The sequence below is a fragment of the Streptomyces sp. NBC_00273 genome (genome assembly GCF_036178145.1).
GTDB lineage: Bacteria > Actinomycetota > Actinomycetes > Streptomycetales > Streptomycetaceae > Streptomyces.
This window is the reverse complement of the sequence record NZ_CP108067.1, coordinates 7,516,925-7,530,738: the sequence shown is the minus strand read 5'-3', so window position 1 is coordinate 7,530,738 and position 13,814 is coordinate 7,516,925. Positions and strand designations below refer to the sequence as shown.

General features: G+C 72.1%; 14 protein-coding genes. 4 read left to right on the top strand and 10 right to left on the bottom strand.

All coding sequences use genetic code 11. The features are described from left to right. Window positions 1-11 precede the first annotated feature (11 nt). Window positions 12-521, top strand: coding sequence for an HAD domain-containing protein (locus OG386_RS33645; RefSeq protein WP_328791190.1), 510 nt, complete (start codon window positions 12-14; stop codon window positions 519-521). 209 nt (window positions 522-730) lie between these two features. Here the strand turns inward: OG386_RS33645 and argH are convergent, their stop codons facing one another. Together argH and OG386_RS33635 are read right to left on the bottom strand one after the other, a co-directional pair. Then, complete coding sequence (argH, locus tag OG386_RS33640) at window positions 731-2,158, bottom strand: argininosuccinate lyase (protein ID WP_328791189.1); 1,428 nt, start codon at window positions 2,156-2,158, stop codon at window positions 731-733. A gap of 125 nt (window positions 2,159-2,283) precedes the next feature. Continuing rightward, on the bottom strand, window positions 2,284-3,477 hold the full coding sequence (locus OG386_RS33635; protein ID WP_030009472.1) for an argininosuccinate synthase: 1,194 nt from the start codon (window positions 3,475-3,477) through the stop codon (window positions 2,284-2,286). Between the two features lie 162 nt (window positions 3,478-3,639). On the opposite strand from OG386_RS33635, the gene OG386_RS33630 reads away from it, so the two are divergent. Genes OG386_RS33630 through OG386_RS33620 form a run of 3 tightly spaced genes read left to right on the top strand, consistent with a single transcriptional unit; the run spans window position 3,640 to window position 6,349 of the window. Next, entirely contained in the window at window positions 3,640-5,067 is a 1,428-nt protein-coding gene (locus OG386_RS33630) for a HEAT repeat domain-containing protein (protein WP_328791188.1), read from the top strand. A gap of 7 nt (window positions 5,068-5,074) precedes the next feature. Beyond that, on the top strand, window positions 5,075-5,656 hold the full coding sequence (locus OG386_RS33625; protein ID WP_328791187.1) for a pyridoxamine 5'-phosphate oxidase family protein: 582 nt from the start codon (window positions 5,075-5,077) through the stop codon (window positions 5,654-5,656). A 6-nt stretch (window positions 5,657-5,662) separates the two neighbouring features. After that, entirely contained in the window at window positions 5,663-6,349 is a 687-nt protein-coding gene (locus OG386_RS33620; RefSeq protein WP_405790663.1) for a L,D-transpeptidase family protein, read from the top strand. Here the strand turns inward: OG386_RS33620 and OG386_RS33615 are convergent. The 8 genes from OG386_RS33615 to OG386_RS33580 all read right to left on the bottom strand — a co-directional run bounded on the left by OG386_RS33615 (window position 6,336) and on the right by OG386_RS33580 (window position 13,795). After that, complete coding sequence (locus OG386_RS33615; RefSeq protein ID WP_328791186.1) at window positions 6,336-7,253, bottom strand: hypothetical protein; 918 nt, start codon at window positions 7,251-7,253, stop codon at window positions 6,336-6,338. The genes OG386_RS33620 and OG386_RS33615 overlap by 14 nt on opposite strands. A 79-nt stretch (window positions 7,254-7,332) precedes the next feature. Next, the gene (locus OG386_RS33610) at window positions 7,333-7,869 is read right to left on the bottom strand and encodes an arginine repressor (protein ID WP_030765547.1); all 537 of its coding nucleotides are present in this window, start codon (window positions 7,867-7,869) and stop codon (window positions 7,333-7,335) included. 7 nt (window positions 7,870-7,876) lie between these two features. Then, window positions 7,877-9,082: an acetylornithine transaminase gene (locus OG386_RS33605; protein WP_328791185.1), complete on the bottom strand. Its 1,206-nt coding sequence runs from the start codon at window positions 9,080-9,082 to the stop codon at window positions 7,877-7,879. Then, the gene (argB, locus tag OG386_RS33600) at window positions 9,079-10,023 is read right to left on the bottom strand and encodes an acetylglutamate kinase (RefSeq protein ID WP_328791184.1); all 945 of its coding nucleotides are present in this window, start codon (window positions 10,021-10,023) and stop codon (window positions 9,079-9,081) included. The genes OG386_RS33605 and argB overlap by 4 nt, the downstream gene beginning before the upstream one ends. Then, window positions 10,020-11,177, bottom strand: coding sequence for a bifunctional glutamate N-acetyltransferase/amino-acid acetyltransferase ArgJ (argJ, locus tag OG386_RS33595; RefSeq protein WP_328791183.1), 1,158 nt, complete (start codon window positions 11,175-11,177; stop codon window positions 10,020-10,022). The genes argB and argJ overlap by 4 nt, the downstream gene beginning before the upstream one ends. Continuing rightward, on the bottom strand, window positions 11,174-12,214 hold the full coding sequence (gene argC / locus OG386_RS33590; protein ID WP_328791182.1) for an N-acetyl-gamma-glutamyl-phosphate reductase: 1,041 nt from the start codon (window positions 12,212-12,214) through the stop codon (window positions 11,174-11,176). The genes argJ and argC overlap by 4 nt, the downstream gene beginning before the upstream one ends. Before the next feature lie 200 nt (window positions 12,215-12,414). Further along, complete coding sequence (locus OG386_RS33585) at window positions 12,415-13,188, bottom strand: N-acetyltransferase (protein WP_328791181.1); 774 nt, start codon at window positions 13,186-13,188, stop codon at window positions 12,415-12,417. A 31-nt stretch (window positions 13,189-13,219) separates the two neighbouring features. Continuing rightward, a complete protein-coding gene (locus OG386_RS33580; RefSeq protein ID WP_328791180.1) occupies window positions 13,220-13,795 on the bottom strand; it encodes a histidine phosphatase family protein in 576 nt (191 codons plus the stop codon). Between the last annotated feature and the right edge of the window lie 19 nt (window positions 13,796-13,814).

Here is a 13,814-nt window from a genome sequence, read left to right as displayed (position 1 = left end):
ATCCTGCCGCAATGAAGCCACTGCTGCTGATCGACGTCGACGGGCCGCTGAACCCCTACGCGGCCAAGGCCCAGCGCCGCCCCGAGGGCTACCGCACCCACCGGATGCGTCCGACGGGCTGGACGGAGGCGGAGCAGGCCAAGCCGCTGCGGGTCTGGCTCAATCACGACCACGGAACGGAGCTGCTCGCCCTCGCGGACGCCTACGAGCTCGTCTGGGCCACCACGTGGAAGGACGAGGCCAACGACTGGATAGGCCCGCACCTGGGACTGCCCAGACTCCCCTTCATCGACTGGCCGGTGATGCACGGCCGGGCACCGCGCGGCACGTTCTGGAAGACCCAGTACGTCCTCGAATACGCGGGCGAGCGACCCTTCGCCTGGATCGACGACGACATCACGGCGATGGACCGCGAGTACGTCGACCAGCGCCACCCGGCGCAGACCCTGCTGATGCGCATCGACGAGCGGATCGGACTGGTCCGCGCGGACTTCGACACCCTGGCGGACTGGGCGGCGTGACGCACGGCGGCGAACGGGCGGCTTCCCCGAGGCCGGGCAGCGGCCGGTCGGGGAGCCGGGCGTCCGCGGCAAGCGCCGGAGGGGCGGCGGGAGCACAGGGCTCCTGCCGCCCCTCCGGGCATTCCGCCGCGTGCGGACGTACAGGCCCGGACCCGGGTCCGGGTCCTACGGGCGTGCGGGCCGCAGGGCGGCGGACGCAGTGGGGGCGCCTACTGCTTGTGGGCCGCCCAGGCGTGCTGGATGACCAGGTCGGCCTTCAGCTCGGTGAGCTGGGTGGCGACCGCCGACGGGGCGGTGCCGCCGCGGCCGCTGCGCGAGGCCAGGGCACCCTTGACGTTCAGGACGGTGCGGACCTCGGGAGTCAGGTGCTCCGAGATCTTCACGAACTGCTCGTCCGTCAGCTGGTCCAGCTCGATGCCCTCGCCCTCGCAGACCTTGACGCACTCGCCGGCCACCTCGTGGGCCACCCGGAACGGCACGCCCTGCTTGACCAGCCACTCGGCGATGTCGGTGGCGAGCGAGAAGCCCGCCGGAGCCAGCTCCTCCATCCGCTCCCGGTTGACCGTGAGGGTCGCCATCATGCCGGTGAAGGCCGGCAGCAGGACCTCAAGGGTGTCGCAGGAGTCGAAGACGGGCTCCTTGTCCTCCTGGAGGTCCCGGTTGTACGCCAGGGGCAACGCCTTGAGCGTCGCGAGCAGGCCCGTCAGGTTGCCGATGAGACGGCCCGACTTGCCGCGCGCCAGCTCCGCGATGTCCGGGTTCTTCTTCTGCGGCATGATCGACGACCCGGTCGAGAAGGCGTCGTGCAGCGTCACGAAGGAGAACTCCTTCGTGTTCCAGATGATGATCTCCTCCGCGATCCGGGACAGGTTGATCCCGATCATCGCGGTGATGAAGGCGAACTCGGCGACGAAGTCGCGCGAGGCCGTGCCGTCGATCGAATTGCCGACCGAGCCCCGCTCGAAGCCCAGGTCGGCGGCGACCTGCTCCGGGTCCAGCCCCAGCGAGGAACCGGCCAGGGCGCCCGAGCCGTACGGGGAGACCGCGGTGCGGGTGTCCCATTGGCGCAGCCGCTCCGCATCCCGGGACAGGGACTGCACGTGGGCCAGGACGTGATGGGCGAAGAGCACCGGCTGAGCGTGCTGGAGGTGGGTCCGGCCCGGCATGGCCACGTCGTGGTGCGTCTCGGCGAGGCCGACCAGCGCGTCCTGGAGGTCCGCGATCAGACCGCCGATGATCCGGCCGTGGTCGCGCAGGTACATCCGGAAGAGGGTGGCCACCTGGTCGTTGCGGGACCGGCCGGCGCGCAGCTTGCCGCCGAGCTCGGCGCCGAGCCGCTCCAGCAGACCGCGCTCCAGGGCCGTGTGCACGTCCTCGTCGGCGATGGTGCCGGTGAAGGAGCCGTCGGCCACGTCGGCTTCGAGCTGGTCGAGTCCGGCGATCATGCGGTCGAGCTCTTCGGTCGTGAGCAGGCCGGCCTTGTGGAGCACGCGGGCGTGGGCGCGGGATCCCGCGATGTCGTACGGCGCGAGGCGCCAGTCGAAGTGGACCGACGCCGACAGCAGGGCCAGCGCCTCCGAAGGACCGTCGGCGAACCGGCCGCCCCAGAGCCGGACGTCACCCTTGTTGCTGCTCACAGCTACTGCTCCTCAAGACTGCATGGCTTTGACTGCTGGTAAGGCTCCGGGGCCCGAAGGCTCCGGATGTGCAACCGCCTCCCCGCCGCGGAGGTAACGGGGAGGCGGTACGGACTACTGGTCGGTCAGGCGAGGTCGCGGCGGGCCGCGATCTTCGAGGAGAGACCGAAGATCTCGATGAAGCCCTGGGCCTTGGACTGGTCGAAGGTGTCGCCCGAGTCGTAGGTCGCGAGGTTGAAGTCGTACAGCGACTCGTCCGACTTCCGGCCGGTGACCACGGCGCGGCCGCCGTGCAGGGTCATCCGGATGTCACCGGTGACGTGCTGGTTGGCCTCGTTGATGAAGCCGTCCAGGGCCCGCTTGAGCGGGGAGAACCACAGGCCGTCGTAGACCATCTCGCCCCAGCGCTGCTCGACCTGCCGCTTGTAGCGGGCCAGCTCGCGCTCGACGGTGACGTTCTCCAGCTCCTGGTGGGCCGTGATCAGCGCGATCGCGCCCGGGGCCTCGTACACCTCACGGGACTTGATGCCCACGAGGCGGTCCTCGACGATGTCGATCCGGCCGATGCCCTGGGCTCCGGCGCGGTCGTTGAGCTGCTGGATGGCCTGCAGGACGGTGACGGGCTTGCCGTCGATGGCGACCGGGACGCCCTCCTTGAAGGAGATGACGACCTCGTCGGCCTCGCGCGGCAGGGCCGGGTTCGAGGTGTACTCGTAGATGTCCTCGATCGGAGCGTTCCAGATGTCCTCCAGGAAGCCCGTCTCGACGGCGCGTCCGAAGACGTTCTGGTCGATGGAGTACGGGGACTTCTTGGTGGTCGCGATCGGGAGCTGCTTCTCCTCGCAGAAGGCGATCGCCTTGTCCCGGGTCATCGCGTAGTCACGGACCGGGGCGATGCACTTGAGGTCCGGGGCGAGGGCGACGATGCCCGCCTCGAAGCGGACCTGGTCGTTGCCCTTGCCGGTGCAGCCGTGGGCGACGGTCGTGGCGCCGTGCTTCTTCGCGGCGGCGACCAGGTGCTTGACGATGGCCGGCCGGGAGAGCGCCGAGACCAGCGGGTACCGGTCCATGTAGAGGGCGTTCGCCTTGATCGCCGGGAGGCAGTACTCATTGGCGAACTCGTCGGAGGCGTCGGCGACCTCGGCCTCGACCGCACCGCAGTCGAGCGCGCGCTTGCGGATGACGTCCAGGTCCTCGCCGCCCTGGCCGACGTCCACGGCAACGGCGATGACCTCGGCGCCCGTCTCCTCGGCGATCCAGCCGATGGCGACGGAGGTGTCCAGGCCGCCCGAGTAGGCGAGTACGACGCGCTCGGTCACGGGTTTCTCCTTACGGTGCATTCAACGACAGGCATAACTATGCACTACTCCGTATGTTTCGTCAATCGAGCCGCGCCGCGCCACCTGACCAGCGCAAATATCGGAGGCGCACCGGCGGTCCGATTGCCTAACCTCGGCGGTGAGAACAACGGGGGAGGCCGCATGAGCGCCAGACGGGAACGGGCCCTACGGGCGGGGCGGGCGAGCGCGGAGCGACTGATGGACGGCGGGCACCCCGGCCACACGCCGGTGCCGCTCCCCGAGGGCGTGGCCGACACGTGGATCGCCTTCGACCAGGCGGTACGCGACATCCACCGCTACCGGTACGAGACCTCCTGCACCGGCGACGACGTCGTGGCGCTGTGCCATCCCGACGGGTACGTCCGCGAAGGCGCGCTCCGGGCGCCGGATCCGGTGCTCGAACTCGTCGCGATCCGCTGCACCGACTGGGTTCCGGCCGTACGGGAGCAGGCCCGGCGCGTGCTGCGCGCCGTGCTGGACGCCGACCCCGCGGGCACGGTGCGCCGCCTGACCCCGCTCCTGCTGCGGCTGGGCCGCCGCGAGCACGGCGCCTGGGCCGCCGCACTGCTCCCCGCGGCACTGCGCGGCGAGTCGCTGCGGGCCGAGCTGCGCCAGAGCGCGGACCTGCCGACCCGGCGGTTCGCCGCGCGGCTCTCGCTGGAGAGCGGCGAGTTCGGCGTACGGGAGCTCGCCCGGCTGGCCGCCGTGGAACTGGACCCGCCGACCGCCCGGATGTGGGCGGACGCCGCGCTCGCCGCGCTGGCCGCCGACGGGCCGGACGACCGGGCCGTCGACCTCCTGCTCGGCGCCCACATCCCGATGGTCCGCGCCTGCGGGGTCACCGCGCTGCGCGGGGCCGGACGGGCCGCCGAGGCCGGGGCGTACCTGACCGACCGCTCCGGGCTGGTCCGGGCCTGCGCCCGCTGGCTGGTCCGCCAGGACGGCGGCGACCCGTACGCCCACTACCGCGAACTGGTCACGGACCCGGCCCGGGTGACTCCGTACGCGGTGAGCGGCTTCGCCGAATGCGCCCGCCGCGAGGACGGGCCGCTGCTCCGCGCCCTACTGGGGCACCCCGGCGGCCCGGTGCGGGCCGCCGCCGTCGCCGGGCTGCGCCTGCTGGACGCGGACGACGAGCGACTGCTGCGGTCCCTGCTCGACGACCCCTCGCCGGCGGTGGCCCGCGAGGTCTCCCGCGGCCTGCGCGCCACCGCGGGGCCGCTGCCCCCCGACTGGCTGATGGCGCGGGTCGCCCCCGAGCGTCCGACGCACACCCGCCGGGCCGCCTTCCACCTGCTGCGGGGCCAAGGCGGCATCGCCTCGCTGCGGGCCGCCGTCACCCTGCTGGACGTACGGGATCCGGGTCTGCGCGAGCTGGCCGAGGGCACCGTACGCGAATGGAACTGGCTGGGCTCCCTGCAGGCCCGGTGGGCGGATCCCGCCGATCTGGGCGCTCTGCTGGAGCGGTCCGCGCACCTCTTCGACATCCACCAACTGGCCCCGCTCTTCGACCGGTTGGAACTCGCCGGAGCGCCCCGGCCCGACCGCGCGGCCCCGCCGACCCGATAATGGGCACATGGGAAAGCTCCACGAACGAATAGACGGCCGACTGCGCGCGTTCATCGAGGCCCAGCCGGTCTTCTTCACCGCGACCGCCCCGCTCGCGGGTGACGGTCACGTCAACCTCTCCCCCAAGGGCCGCGCCGGAACCCTCGTCGTCATCGACGAACAGACCCTGGCGTACCTGGACTTCGGGGGCAGCGGCGCCGAGACCATCGCCCACGTCCGGGAGAACGGCCGGATCACCCTGATGTGGTGCGCGTTCTCCGGGCCGCCCAACATCGTGCGCATCCACGGCGAGGGCGAGGCCGTCTTCCGCGACGATCCCCGCTGGGGCGAATTGATCGCCCTGTTCGGCGAGGCCGACGGGCCGTCGGCGCGGGCGGTCATCCTGGTCCACGCCCGCCGGATCGCCGACGTCTGCGGGTACGCCGTCCCCCTGATGGAGTACCAGGGCGAGCGGACCCTGCACGCGGAGTACTTCGGCCGCAAGACGGACGAGGAGTTCGCCGCCTACTGCGAGAAGAAGGAGTTCATCGGATCGAGCCTCGACGGCCTGCCTGCGCTGCCGCTGCCCCTTCCGCCCCGTACCGTCTGACGTGTGCTGCGTACCGCTGTAGTCACCGCCTCACTGATCGTCACGACCCTGCTCCCGCAGGACCCCGTGTCCCTGCCCGACCGTCTCGCCGACACCGGCGGCGGCAGTCAGCTGATCACCGCCGTCGCGCCCGCGCCCGGTTCGACCACCGGCCGGGTGATCTGGTGGGAGCGGTGGGCGGGGCGCTGGCACCGGTCCGGGAGCGCGCCCGCCCGCTTCGGCGCGAACGGCCTCACCGACGGGGCGACCCGGACCCAGGGCACCAGCACCACGCCCACGGGGCTCTTCGCACTCCCCTACGCCTTCGGGATCCGGCGGGCACCGGCCGGCACGGACCACGTCTACCGGCGGGTGAGCCGCGACTCCTGGTGGTGCCAGGACAACGCGTCCGCCCACTACAACCGCTGGGTCGAGCCGCTGCCCGCGGACTGCGCGCCGGGCGAGGCCGAGCACCTGGTGACGTACGAGAAGCAGTACGCGCACGCGCTGGTGATCGCCTTCAACTACGACCGGCCCGTACGCGGCCGGGGAGCCGGGATCTTCCTGCACGTCAACGGCAAGGGCGCGACGGCCGGTTGCGTGTCCGTGCCCGAGCACGCCATGCGGGCGATCCTGCGCTGGGCGGACCCGCGCCGCCGTCCGCACATCGCGATCGGTACGGAGGAGGGGCCGCTCGCCGTCACCCGCTACTAGGCCGTCCCGAGCCCCCGGGCTCGTCCTCGTCGGCGGCCCGGTACTCGTACGCGTCCTCCCACCAGACCTTGTCGTCCAGCCACTCGTCGTCCTCGTCTTCGTCGTCGTCCTCGTCGTCGACCTCTTCGACGATCCGGTCGGCGCCGCGCCACCTGCCGTGGTCTTCGATGCTCCGCAGGACGTGGGACCGCTGCCGTTCGTCCAGCGCTGCGAAGGCCGGGTGCGGCTCGGCGCGGATCAGGTCGCCCAGCGGGTCGCCGCACTCCGTGCGCTCCCGGACCACCCTGCCGGCCTTCTCGGCCAGCAGCAGCGCCGAGAGACCGAGGGCGGCCACCACGGCGCAGGCCCATTCCCGCAGACCGTGCGGGCGACCGGTCACCAGCAGCGCGCTCGCGAGGAGCCAGAACAACATCACCAGGGCGATGCCCACACACGTGCAGCAGGCCAGGAACACGTTCTCCCGGCCGTCGGGCATCCGCGGGAGCTCGGGCAGCAGGGGCTCCCGTTCGCTCCGGTACGCGCTGCGGCGCTCCAGGTACTCCTCGTCGTTCCGGTCGATCCAGCCGGTCGAGACGGGCTCGGGATCGTGCCGGCGTACGGCGTCCAACAGGGCGGCGGGCAGCGGGTGGGCGGGGGCCCGGGCCGGGTCGCGGCCCTGCTCGGTCAGGAACGCGGCACCCTCTTCGTCGATCCGGAGGTACCCGGCGAGGACGAGTTCGGCGGTGGCCGCCTCGGTCGTCTCCTGCCGCAACAGAGCCATGTGATAAGGCTCCAGCTCGACGGCGGCGACGAGCCGGAGCGTCCGGCCGCGGACCCGCGCGCGGCGCCACCACAGCAGGGCGATGGGCCCGTAGACAGCGGCGGTCACGGCGGACACCAGTATGGCGAGGGCGAGTTGGCGCACGCCTCGAGGCTATGTCGGCGAACGCCGCCGCGGCACGGGGATTTCCGGCGCCCCGGACCTCCCCGCCGACCCGTCCCGCTCAGCCCTCCTTCTGCGCCAACCGCAGCAGGTGGTCGGCCAGCGCCTGGCCGCCCGCCGGGTCCCGGCTGATCAGCATCAGGGTGTCGTCGCCCGCGATCGTGCCGAGGATCGCGCGGAGTTCGGCCTGGTCGATCGCCGATGCGAGGAACTGCGCCGCACCCGGCGGGGTGCGCAGGACCACGAGGTTCGCGGAGGCCTCCGCCGAGATCAGCAGCTCCCCGGAGAGGCGCCGCATGCGCTCCTCCTTCGCGGACTCGCCGAGCGGGGCCTGCGGGGTGCGGAAGCCGCCCTCGCTGGGCACCGCGTAGATCAGCTCGCCGCCGGTGTTGCGGATCTTCACCGCGCCCAGCTCGTCGAGGTCGCGCGAGAGCGTCGCCTGGGTGACGCTCAGTCCGTCGTCGGCGAGCAGCTTGGCCAGCTGGCTCTGGGAGCGGACCGGCTGCCGGTTGAGGATGTCCACGATCCGGCGGTGACGCGCGGTGCGGGTCTGCGGGACGGCCTGGCCGCCTTGCTCGTTGTCCTGCGCCTGACTCATCGTCGTCTCATTCTCCGGATCCGTCCCCGCCTGCTGCGTCAAGGATGCCGGGCAGGGCCCGTACGAACGCGTCCGCCTCGGCCTCGGTGAGTACGTACGGGGGCATGAGCCGTACGACGTCGGGGGCGGGCGCGTTGACCAGGAAGCCGGCGTCCTGAGCCGCCTGCTGCACTCGGGCGGCGAGCGGCTCGGTCAGCACGATACCCAGCAGTAGGCCGGAGCCGCGGACGTGGGAGACCAGGGCGTGGCCCGTCCCCTCGATCCCGGAGCGCAGTCGCTCGCCGCGCGCCTTGACCTGGTCGAGCAGCCCGCCCGTGGCGATCGTATCGATGACGGCGAGGCCGGCGGCGCAGGCGACCGGGTTCCCGCCGAAGGTGGTGCCGTGCTGGCCCGGCTGGAGCAGGTCGGCGACGGGGCCGAAGGCGACCGCCGCGCCGATGGGCAGACCGCCGCCCAGCCCCTTGGCGAGGGTGACGATGTCGGGCTCGACGTCCTCGTGGGCCTGGTGCTCGAACCACTGGCCGCACCGGCCGATGCCCGTCTGGACCTCGTCGAGGACGAGCAGGGTGCCGGTGGCGCGGGTGATCTCGCGGGCGGCCGTCAGGTATCCGGCGGGGGGTACGACGACGCCGTTCTCGCCCTGGATGGGCTCGATGACGACGATCGCGGTCTCCTCGGTGACGGCGGCCCGCAGGGCCTCCACGTCACCGAACGGGACGTGGGTGACGTCGCCCGGCAGCGGCCGGAAGGGCTCCTGCTTCTTCGGTTGGCCGGTGAGCGCGAGGGCGCCCATGGTCCGGCCGTGGAAGCCGCCGTCGGTGGCGACCATGTGGGTCCGCCCGGTCAGCCGGCCGATCTTGAAGGCGGCCTCGATGGACTCGGCGCCCGAGTTGCAGAAGAAGACCTTGCCGGGGCGGCCGAAGAGCTGGAGCAGCCGCTCGCCGAGGGCGACGACCGGCTCGGAGATGAAGAGGTTGGAGACGTGGCCGAGCGTGGAGATCTGCTCGGTCACGGCCGCCACGATCGCCGGGTGGGCGTGCCCGAGGGCGTTGACCGCGATGCCGCCGACGAAGTCGGTGTACTGCTTCCCGTCGGCGTCCCAGACCTGGGCACCCTCGCCGCGTACGAGCGCGACCGCGGGGGTGCCGTAGTTGTTGGCCAGCGCCCCCTGCCAGCGAGCGCCGTACTCCTGGTTTCCGGTGCCCTTCGTCATTCCGTTCCCCCTGACTGGTGGTCGGGCACGACCATCGTGCCGATGCCGGAGTCCGTGAAGATCTCCAGCAGGATCGAGTGCTGGACCCGCCCGTCGAGCACGCGGGCGGTGTTGACGCCGTTGCGCACGGCGTGCAGGCAGCCCTCCATCTTGGGCACCATGCCGCTGGACAGCTCGGGCAGCAGCTTCTCCAGCTCGCTGACGGTGAGCTTGCTGATGACCTCGTCGCTGTGCGGCCAGTCCGCGTACAGGCCCTCGACGTCGGTGAGCACCATCAGCGTCTCGGCGCCGAGCGCGGCGGCGAGCGCCGCGGCCGCCGTGTCGGCGTTGACGTTGTAGACGTGGTGGTCGTCGGCGCTGCCCGCGATGGAGGAGATGACCGGGATCCGGCCGTCCGCCAGCAGGGCCTCGATGGCGCCGGTGTCGATGGAGGTGATCTCCCCGACCCGGCCGATGTCGATGGACTCGCCGCCGATCTGCGGGCTGTGCTTGGTCGCGATGATGGTGCGGGCGTCCTCGCCGGTCATGCCGACGGCCAGCGGCCCGTGCTGGTTGAGCAGTCCGACCAGCTCGCGCTGGACGTGGCCCGCCAAGACCATCCGTACGACGTCCATGGCCTCCGGGGTCGTGACGCGCAGCCCCGCCTTGAACTCGCTGACCAGGCCCTGCTTGTCGAGCTGGGCATTGATCTGGGGGCCGCCGCCGTGCACGACGACCGGCTTCAGGCCGGCCTGGCGCAGGAAGACCACGTCCTGGGCGAAGGCGGCCTTGAGCTCCTCGTCGATCATGGCGTTGCCGCCGAACTTGATGACGACGACCTTGCCGTTGTGGCGGGTGAGCCACGGCAGGGCCTCGATGAGGATCTGCGCCTTGGGCAGGGCGGTGTGCTTGCGGGCGGTGCCGCCGGAGGTGCCGGGCTGGCCGGCCTTCTCGTCGCTCATGAGGAGTAGGCGCTGTTCTCGTGGACGTACTCGGCGGTCAGGTCGTTGCCCCAGATCACGGCGGACTCGCTGCCGTTCGACAGGTCGGCGGTGATACGGACCTCGCGGCCCTTCATGGAGACCAGGTCGCGGTCGTCGCCGACCGATCCGTTGCGGCAGACCCAGACGTCGTTGATGGCGACGTTCAGGCGGTCCGGGTCGAAGGCGGCCCGGGTGGTGCCGATCGCGGAGAGCACCCGGCCCCAGTTCGGGTCCTCGCCGTGGATGGCGCACTTGAGCAGGTTGTTCCGGGCGATGGACCGGCCGACCTCGACCGCGTCGTCCTCGGTGAGCGCACCGATGACCTCGATGCGGATGTCCTTGCTGGCGCCCTCGGCGTCGCCGATGAGCTGGCGGGCCAGGTCGTCGCAGACCTTGCGCACGGCCTCCGCGAAGTCCTCGTACGCCGGCACCCGGCCGGAGGCGCCGGAGGCGAGCAGCAGCACCGTGTCGTTGGTGGACATGCAGCCGTCGGAGTCGACCCGGTCGAAGGTGGTGCGGGTGGCGGCGCGCAGCGCCTTGTCCAGGGTGGCGCTGTCCAGGTCGGCGTCGGTGGTGATGACGACGAGCATGGTGGCCAGGCCCGGGGCGAGCATGCCCGCTCCCTTGGCCATGCCGCCGACGGTCCAGCCTCCCTGCGAGACGGTGGCCGTCTTGTGCACGGTGTCGGTGGTCTTGATGGCGATGGCGGCGGCCTCGCCGCCGTGCGCGGACAGGGCCGCGGCCGCCGTCTCGATGCCGGGGAGCAGCTTGTCCATGGGGAGCAGGACGCCGATCAGGCCGGTGGAGGCCACCGCGATCTCGCCGGCGTTGAAGTCCCCGCCGAGCACCTGGGCGGCCTTCTCCGCGGTGGCGTGGGTGTCCTGGAAGCCCTTGGGACCGGTGCAGGCGTTGGCGCCGCCGGAGTTCAGGACGACCGCGCTGACGGCGGCGCCCCGCAGGACCTGCTCGGACCAGTGTACGGGCGCGGCCTTGACGCGGTTGGAGGTGAAGACGCCCGCGGCGGCCAGACTCGGCCCGTTGTTGACCACGAGGGCCAGGTCGGGGTTGCCGTTGGCCTTGATCCCGGCGGCGATGCCGGCTGCCGTGAATCCCTGTGCTGCCGTGACGCTCACGGTGCGACTCCGATCGTCGAAAGACCCAGGCCCTCATCGAGTCCCAGGGCGATGTTCATGCTCTGCACCGCGCCACCGGCGGTGCCCTTGGTCAGGTTGTCGATGGCGCTGACGGCGATGATCCGCCGGGCGGACTCGTCGTAGGCGACCTGGACGTGGACGGCGTTGGAACCGTGGACGGATTTGGTGGACGGCATCCGGCCCTCGGGCAGCAGGTGGACGAAGGGCTCGTCGGCGTAGGCCTTCTCGTACGCGGCGCGCAGCGATTCGGCGGTGGTTCCGGGGAGCGCCTTGGCCGAGCACGTGGCGAGGATGCCGCGCGCCATGGGCACGAGGGTCGGTGTGAAGGAGACGCTGACGCGCTCTCCCGCGAGCGGGCTCAGGTTCTGCACCATCTCGGGCGTGTGGCGGTGTCCGCCGCCCACGCCGTACGGGGTCACCGAGCCCATCACCTCGGCGCCGAGCAGGTGCGGCTTGAGGGCCTTGCCCGCGCCGGAGGTTCCGGTGGCGGCGACGATCACGGCCTCCGGCTCGGCGAGCTTCCCCTGGTAGGCGGGGAAGAGCGCGAGGGAGACGGCGGTGGGGAAGCAGCCGGGGACCGCGATGCGCTTGGTCCCCGTCAGCGCCTCGCGGGCGCCGGGCAGTTCGGGGAGCCCGTAGGGCCAGGTACCGGCGTGCGGGGCGCCGTAGAAGGCGTCCCAGTCGGCGGAGTCCTTGAGCCGGTGGTCGGCGCCCATGTCGACGACGAGGACGTCCTCGCCGAGCTGGGCCGCGACGGCGGCGGACTGGCCGTGCGGGAGGGCGAGGAAGACCACGTCGTGCCGACGGCCCTGACCGGCGAGGACCTCGGGGGTGGTCGCCTCCAGGGTGCGTCCCGCGAGCGGTACGAGGTGCGGTTGCAGGGAGCCGAGGAGCTGTCCGGCGTTGGAGTTGCCGGTGAGGGCGCCGATCTCCACCTCGGGGTGCGAGAGCAGGAGGCGCAGGACTTCTCCGCCCGCGTACCCGCTCGCTCCGGCCACCGCTACACGTACCACCATCGGACCCTCCTCATCGATGGCATGACTATACGTACTTACGCACGTTTATGCAACGCCTTCGATCTAGGGGGGAGGGCCTCTCCGAAGGATCCGGCACGCGGCGCCTCCAGGAAGATGTCTAGCAGGAAAGGCCCGGCCGCGGCGGCGATTCCGCCGGTAGCGTCGGGCGTGGCCCGGCTCGGCCGGGCCACCGGACACCCCTACGGCCGGACGGACGCCGCCCCGTCGAGGAGGCGGTGCCGGACCCATACGTTCGGCTCCACGTAGACCGCATAGCCCTGCTCCAGATCGCACCGCACGGGCACCAGGGCGCCCGGTACGCGCACGGGCCCGGCGGCGTCGAAGGGCAGCCCGGTCCACTCGCGCCACTGGACGAGCGAGCCGGTAACCGTCATCGACAGCGGCGCGACCGAGTCGATGACCCCGCCCGCGCGGACGTGGACGCGCAGCCACGGGTCGTACGGGAGGCCGTCCTCGCGGGTCCGGTACGCGTACTCGTGGATCGGAGTGTCCGGCTCGGCCGGCTTTCCGCTGGGCCGGACCGGCGCGACCACCTCGGCGAAGCCGCGGGCCCGGGCGTTGTCCCGCATCGCGGCCAGCATGCGCCCCGAGAGCCCCTCGCCCTGCCGGTCGCCGGCGACGGTGATCTCGATCGCGCTCACCGTGTCGGGCCGCACCCCGCGGCGCAGGTCGGAGAAGGCCCACATGAGCACACGGTCCCAGCCCTGCAGGGGCAGCACCCCGTCGCGGCCGGCCAGGTGCAGGGCGAAGGGCACGCTGTAGCCGCGGGCGACCACCGCGTCCCCGTCCGTGGCGACCAGGACGTAGTCCGCCAGCTCGGACGTCATCCGCGGGTACAGCAGCCAGGCGAGGGCGTCGTGGGCAGCGAACTCGGGCCACGGGTCGTCCATGTCCCCGAGCCGGTCGGCCAGTTCGGGCCGCTCGGCGAGCGTGGTGATGTGTATCTCGGTCATTCCCGCAGGCTAGGCGACCGCCCCGACCGATTCACGCCGGGGCCTGCAGGCAGAGGTGCCAGTCGCCGGACCAGCCCGTGAGGGTCATCGTGGACAGCGGCCGGACGTCCACGTTCCAGTAGGTCAGCGGGGGCGCCTTCAGCGCGTACACCAGGGCCGCCCGGACCACCGAGGGCTCCGCGACCGCGACGATCGCGCCCCCGTCGTCGGCCGGCCGGGTGTCGAGCCAGCCCCCGATGCGGGAGATGAAGGCGAGCAGGGACTCGCCGCCGTGCGGTGCGGACCACGGGTCGCTGAGCCACAGTTCCACCGCCCCGGGTTCGTGGGCGGTCACTTCGGCCAGGGTCAGCCCCCGCCAGCGGCCCATGTCGCACTCGCGCAGCGCGGGCTGGGCGAGGGGCGCGTACCCGAGGGCCTCGCCCGTGGCGCGGCTGCGCGGGGTCGGCGAGCAGTAGCGCAACTCGGCCGCGCCCAGGGGTACGAGGCCCTGCGCGGCGGACTCCACCGACCGCCAGCCGGGTCCGTCCAGCGGGCGGTCGTCGTCGAAGCGCTCGCCGAGCAGCGAGGAACTACGGGCTGCGGCGACGAGCGAAACCCGAACATGCATGCGGCGATGGTGATCCGCA

Bases quoted from the DNA above. Each gene is read 5' to 3' on its own strand.
- OG386_RS33645 (WP_328791190.1), top strand. From the start codon at position 12: ATGAAGCCACTGCTGCTGATCGACGTCGACGGGCCGCTGAACCCCTAC.
- OG386_RS33630 (WP_328791188.1), top strand. From the start codon at position 3,640: ATGAGCGCCAGACGGGAACGGGCCCTACGGGCGGGGCGGGCGAGCGCG.
- OG386_RS33625 (WP_328791187.1), top strand. From the start codon at position 5,075: ATGGGAAAGCTCCACGAACGAATAGACGGCCGACTGCGCGCGTTCATC.
- OG386_RS33610 (WP_030765547.1), bottom strand. From the start codon at position 7,869: ATGAGTCAGGCGCAGGACAACGAGCAAGGCGGCCAGGCCGTCCCGCAG.
- OG386_RS33605 (WP_328791185.1), bottom strand. From the start codon at position 9,082: ATGACGAAGGGCACCGGAAACCAGGAGTACGGCGCTCGCTGGCAGGGG.
- argB (WP_328791184.1), bottom strand. From the start codon at position 10,023: ATGAGCGACGAGAAGGCCGGCCAGCCCGGCACCTCCGGCGGCACCGCC.
- argC (WP_328791182.1), bottom strand. From the start codon at position 12,214: ATGGTGGTACGTGTAGCGGTGGCCGGAGCGAGCGGGTACGCGGGCGGA.
- OG386_RS33585 (WP_328791181.1), bottom strand. From the start codon at position 13,188: ATGACCGAGATACACATCACCACGCTCGCCGAGCGGCCCGAACTGGCC.
- OG386_RS33580 (WP_328791180.1), bottom strand. From the start codon at position 13,795: ATGCATGTTCGGGTTTCGCTCGTCGCCGCAGCCCGTAGTTCCTCGCTG.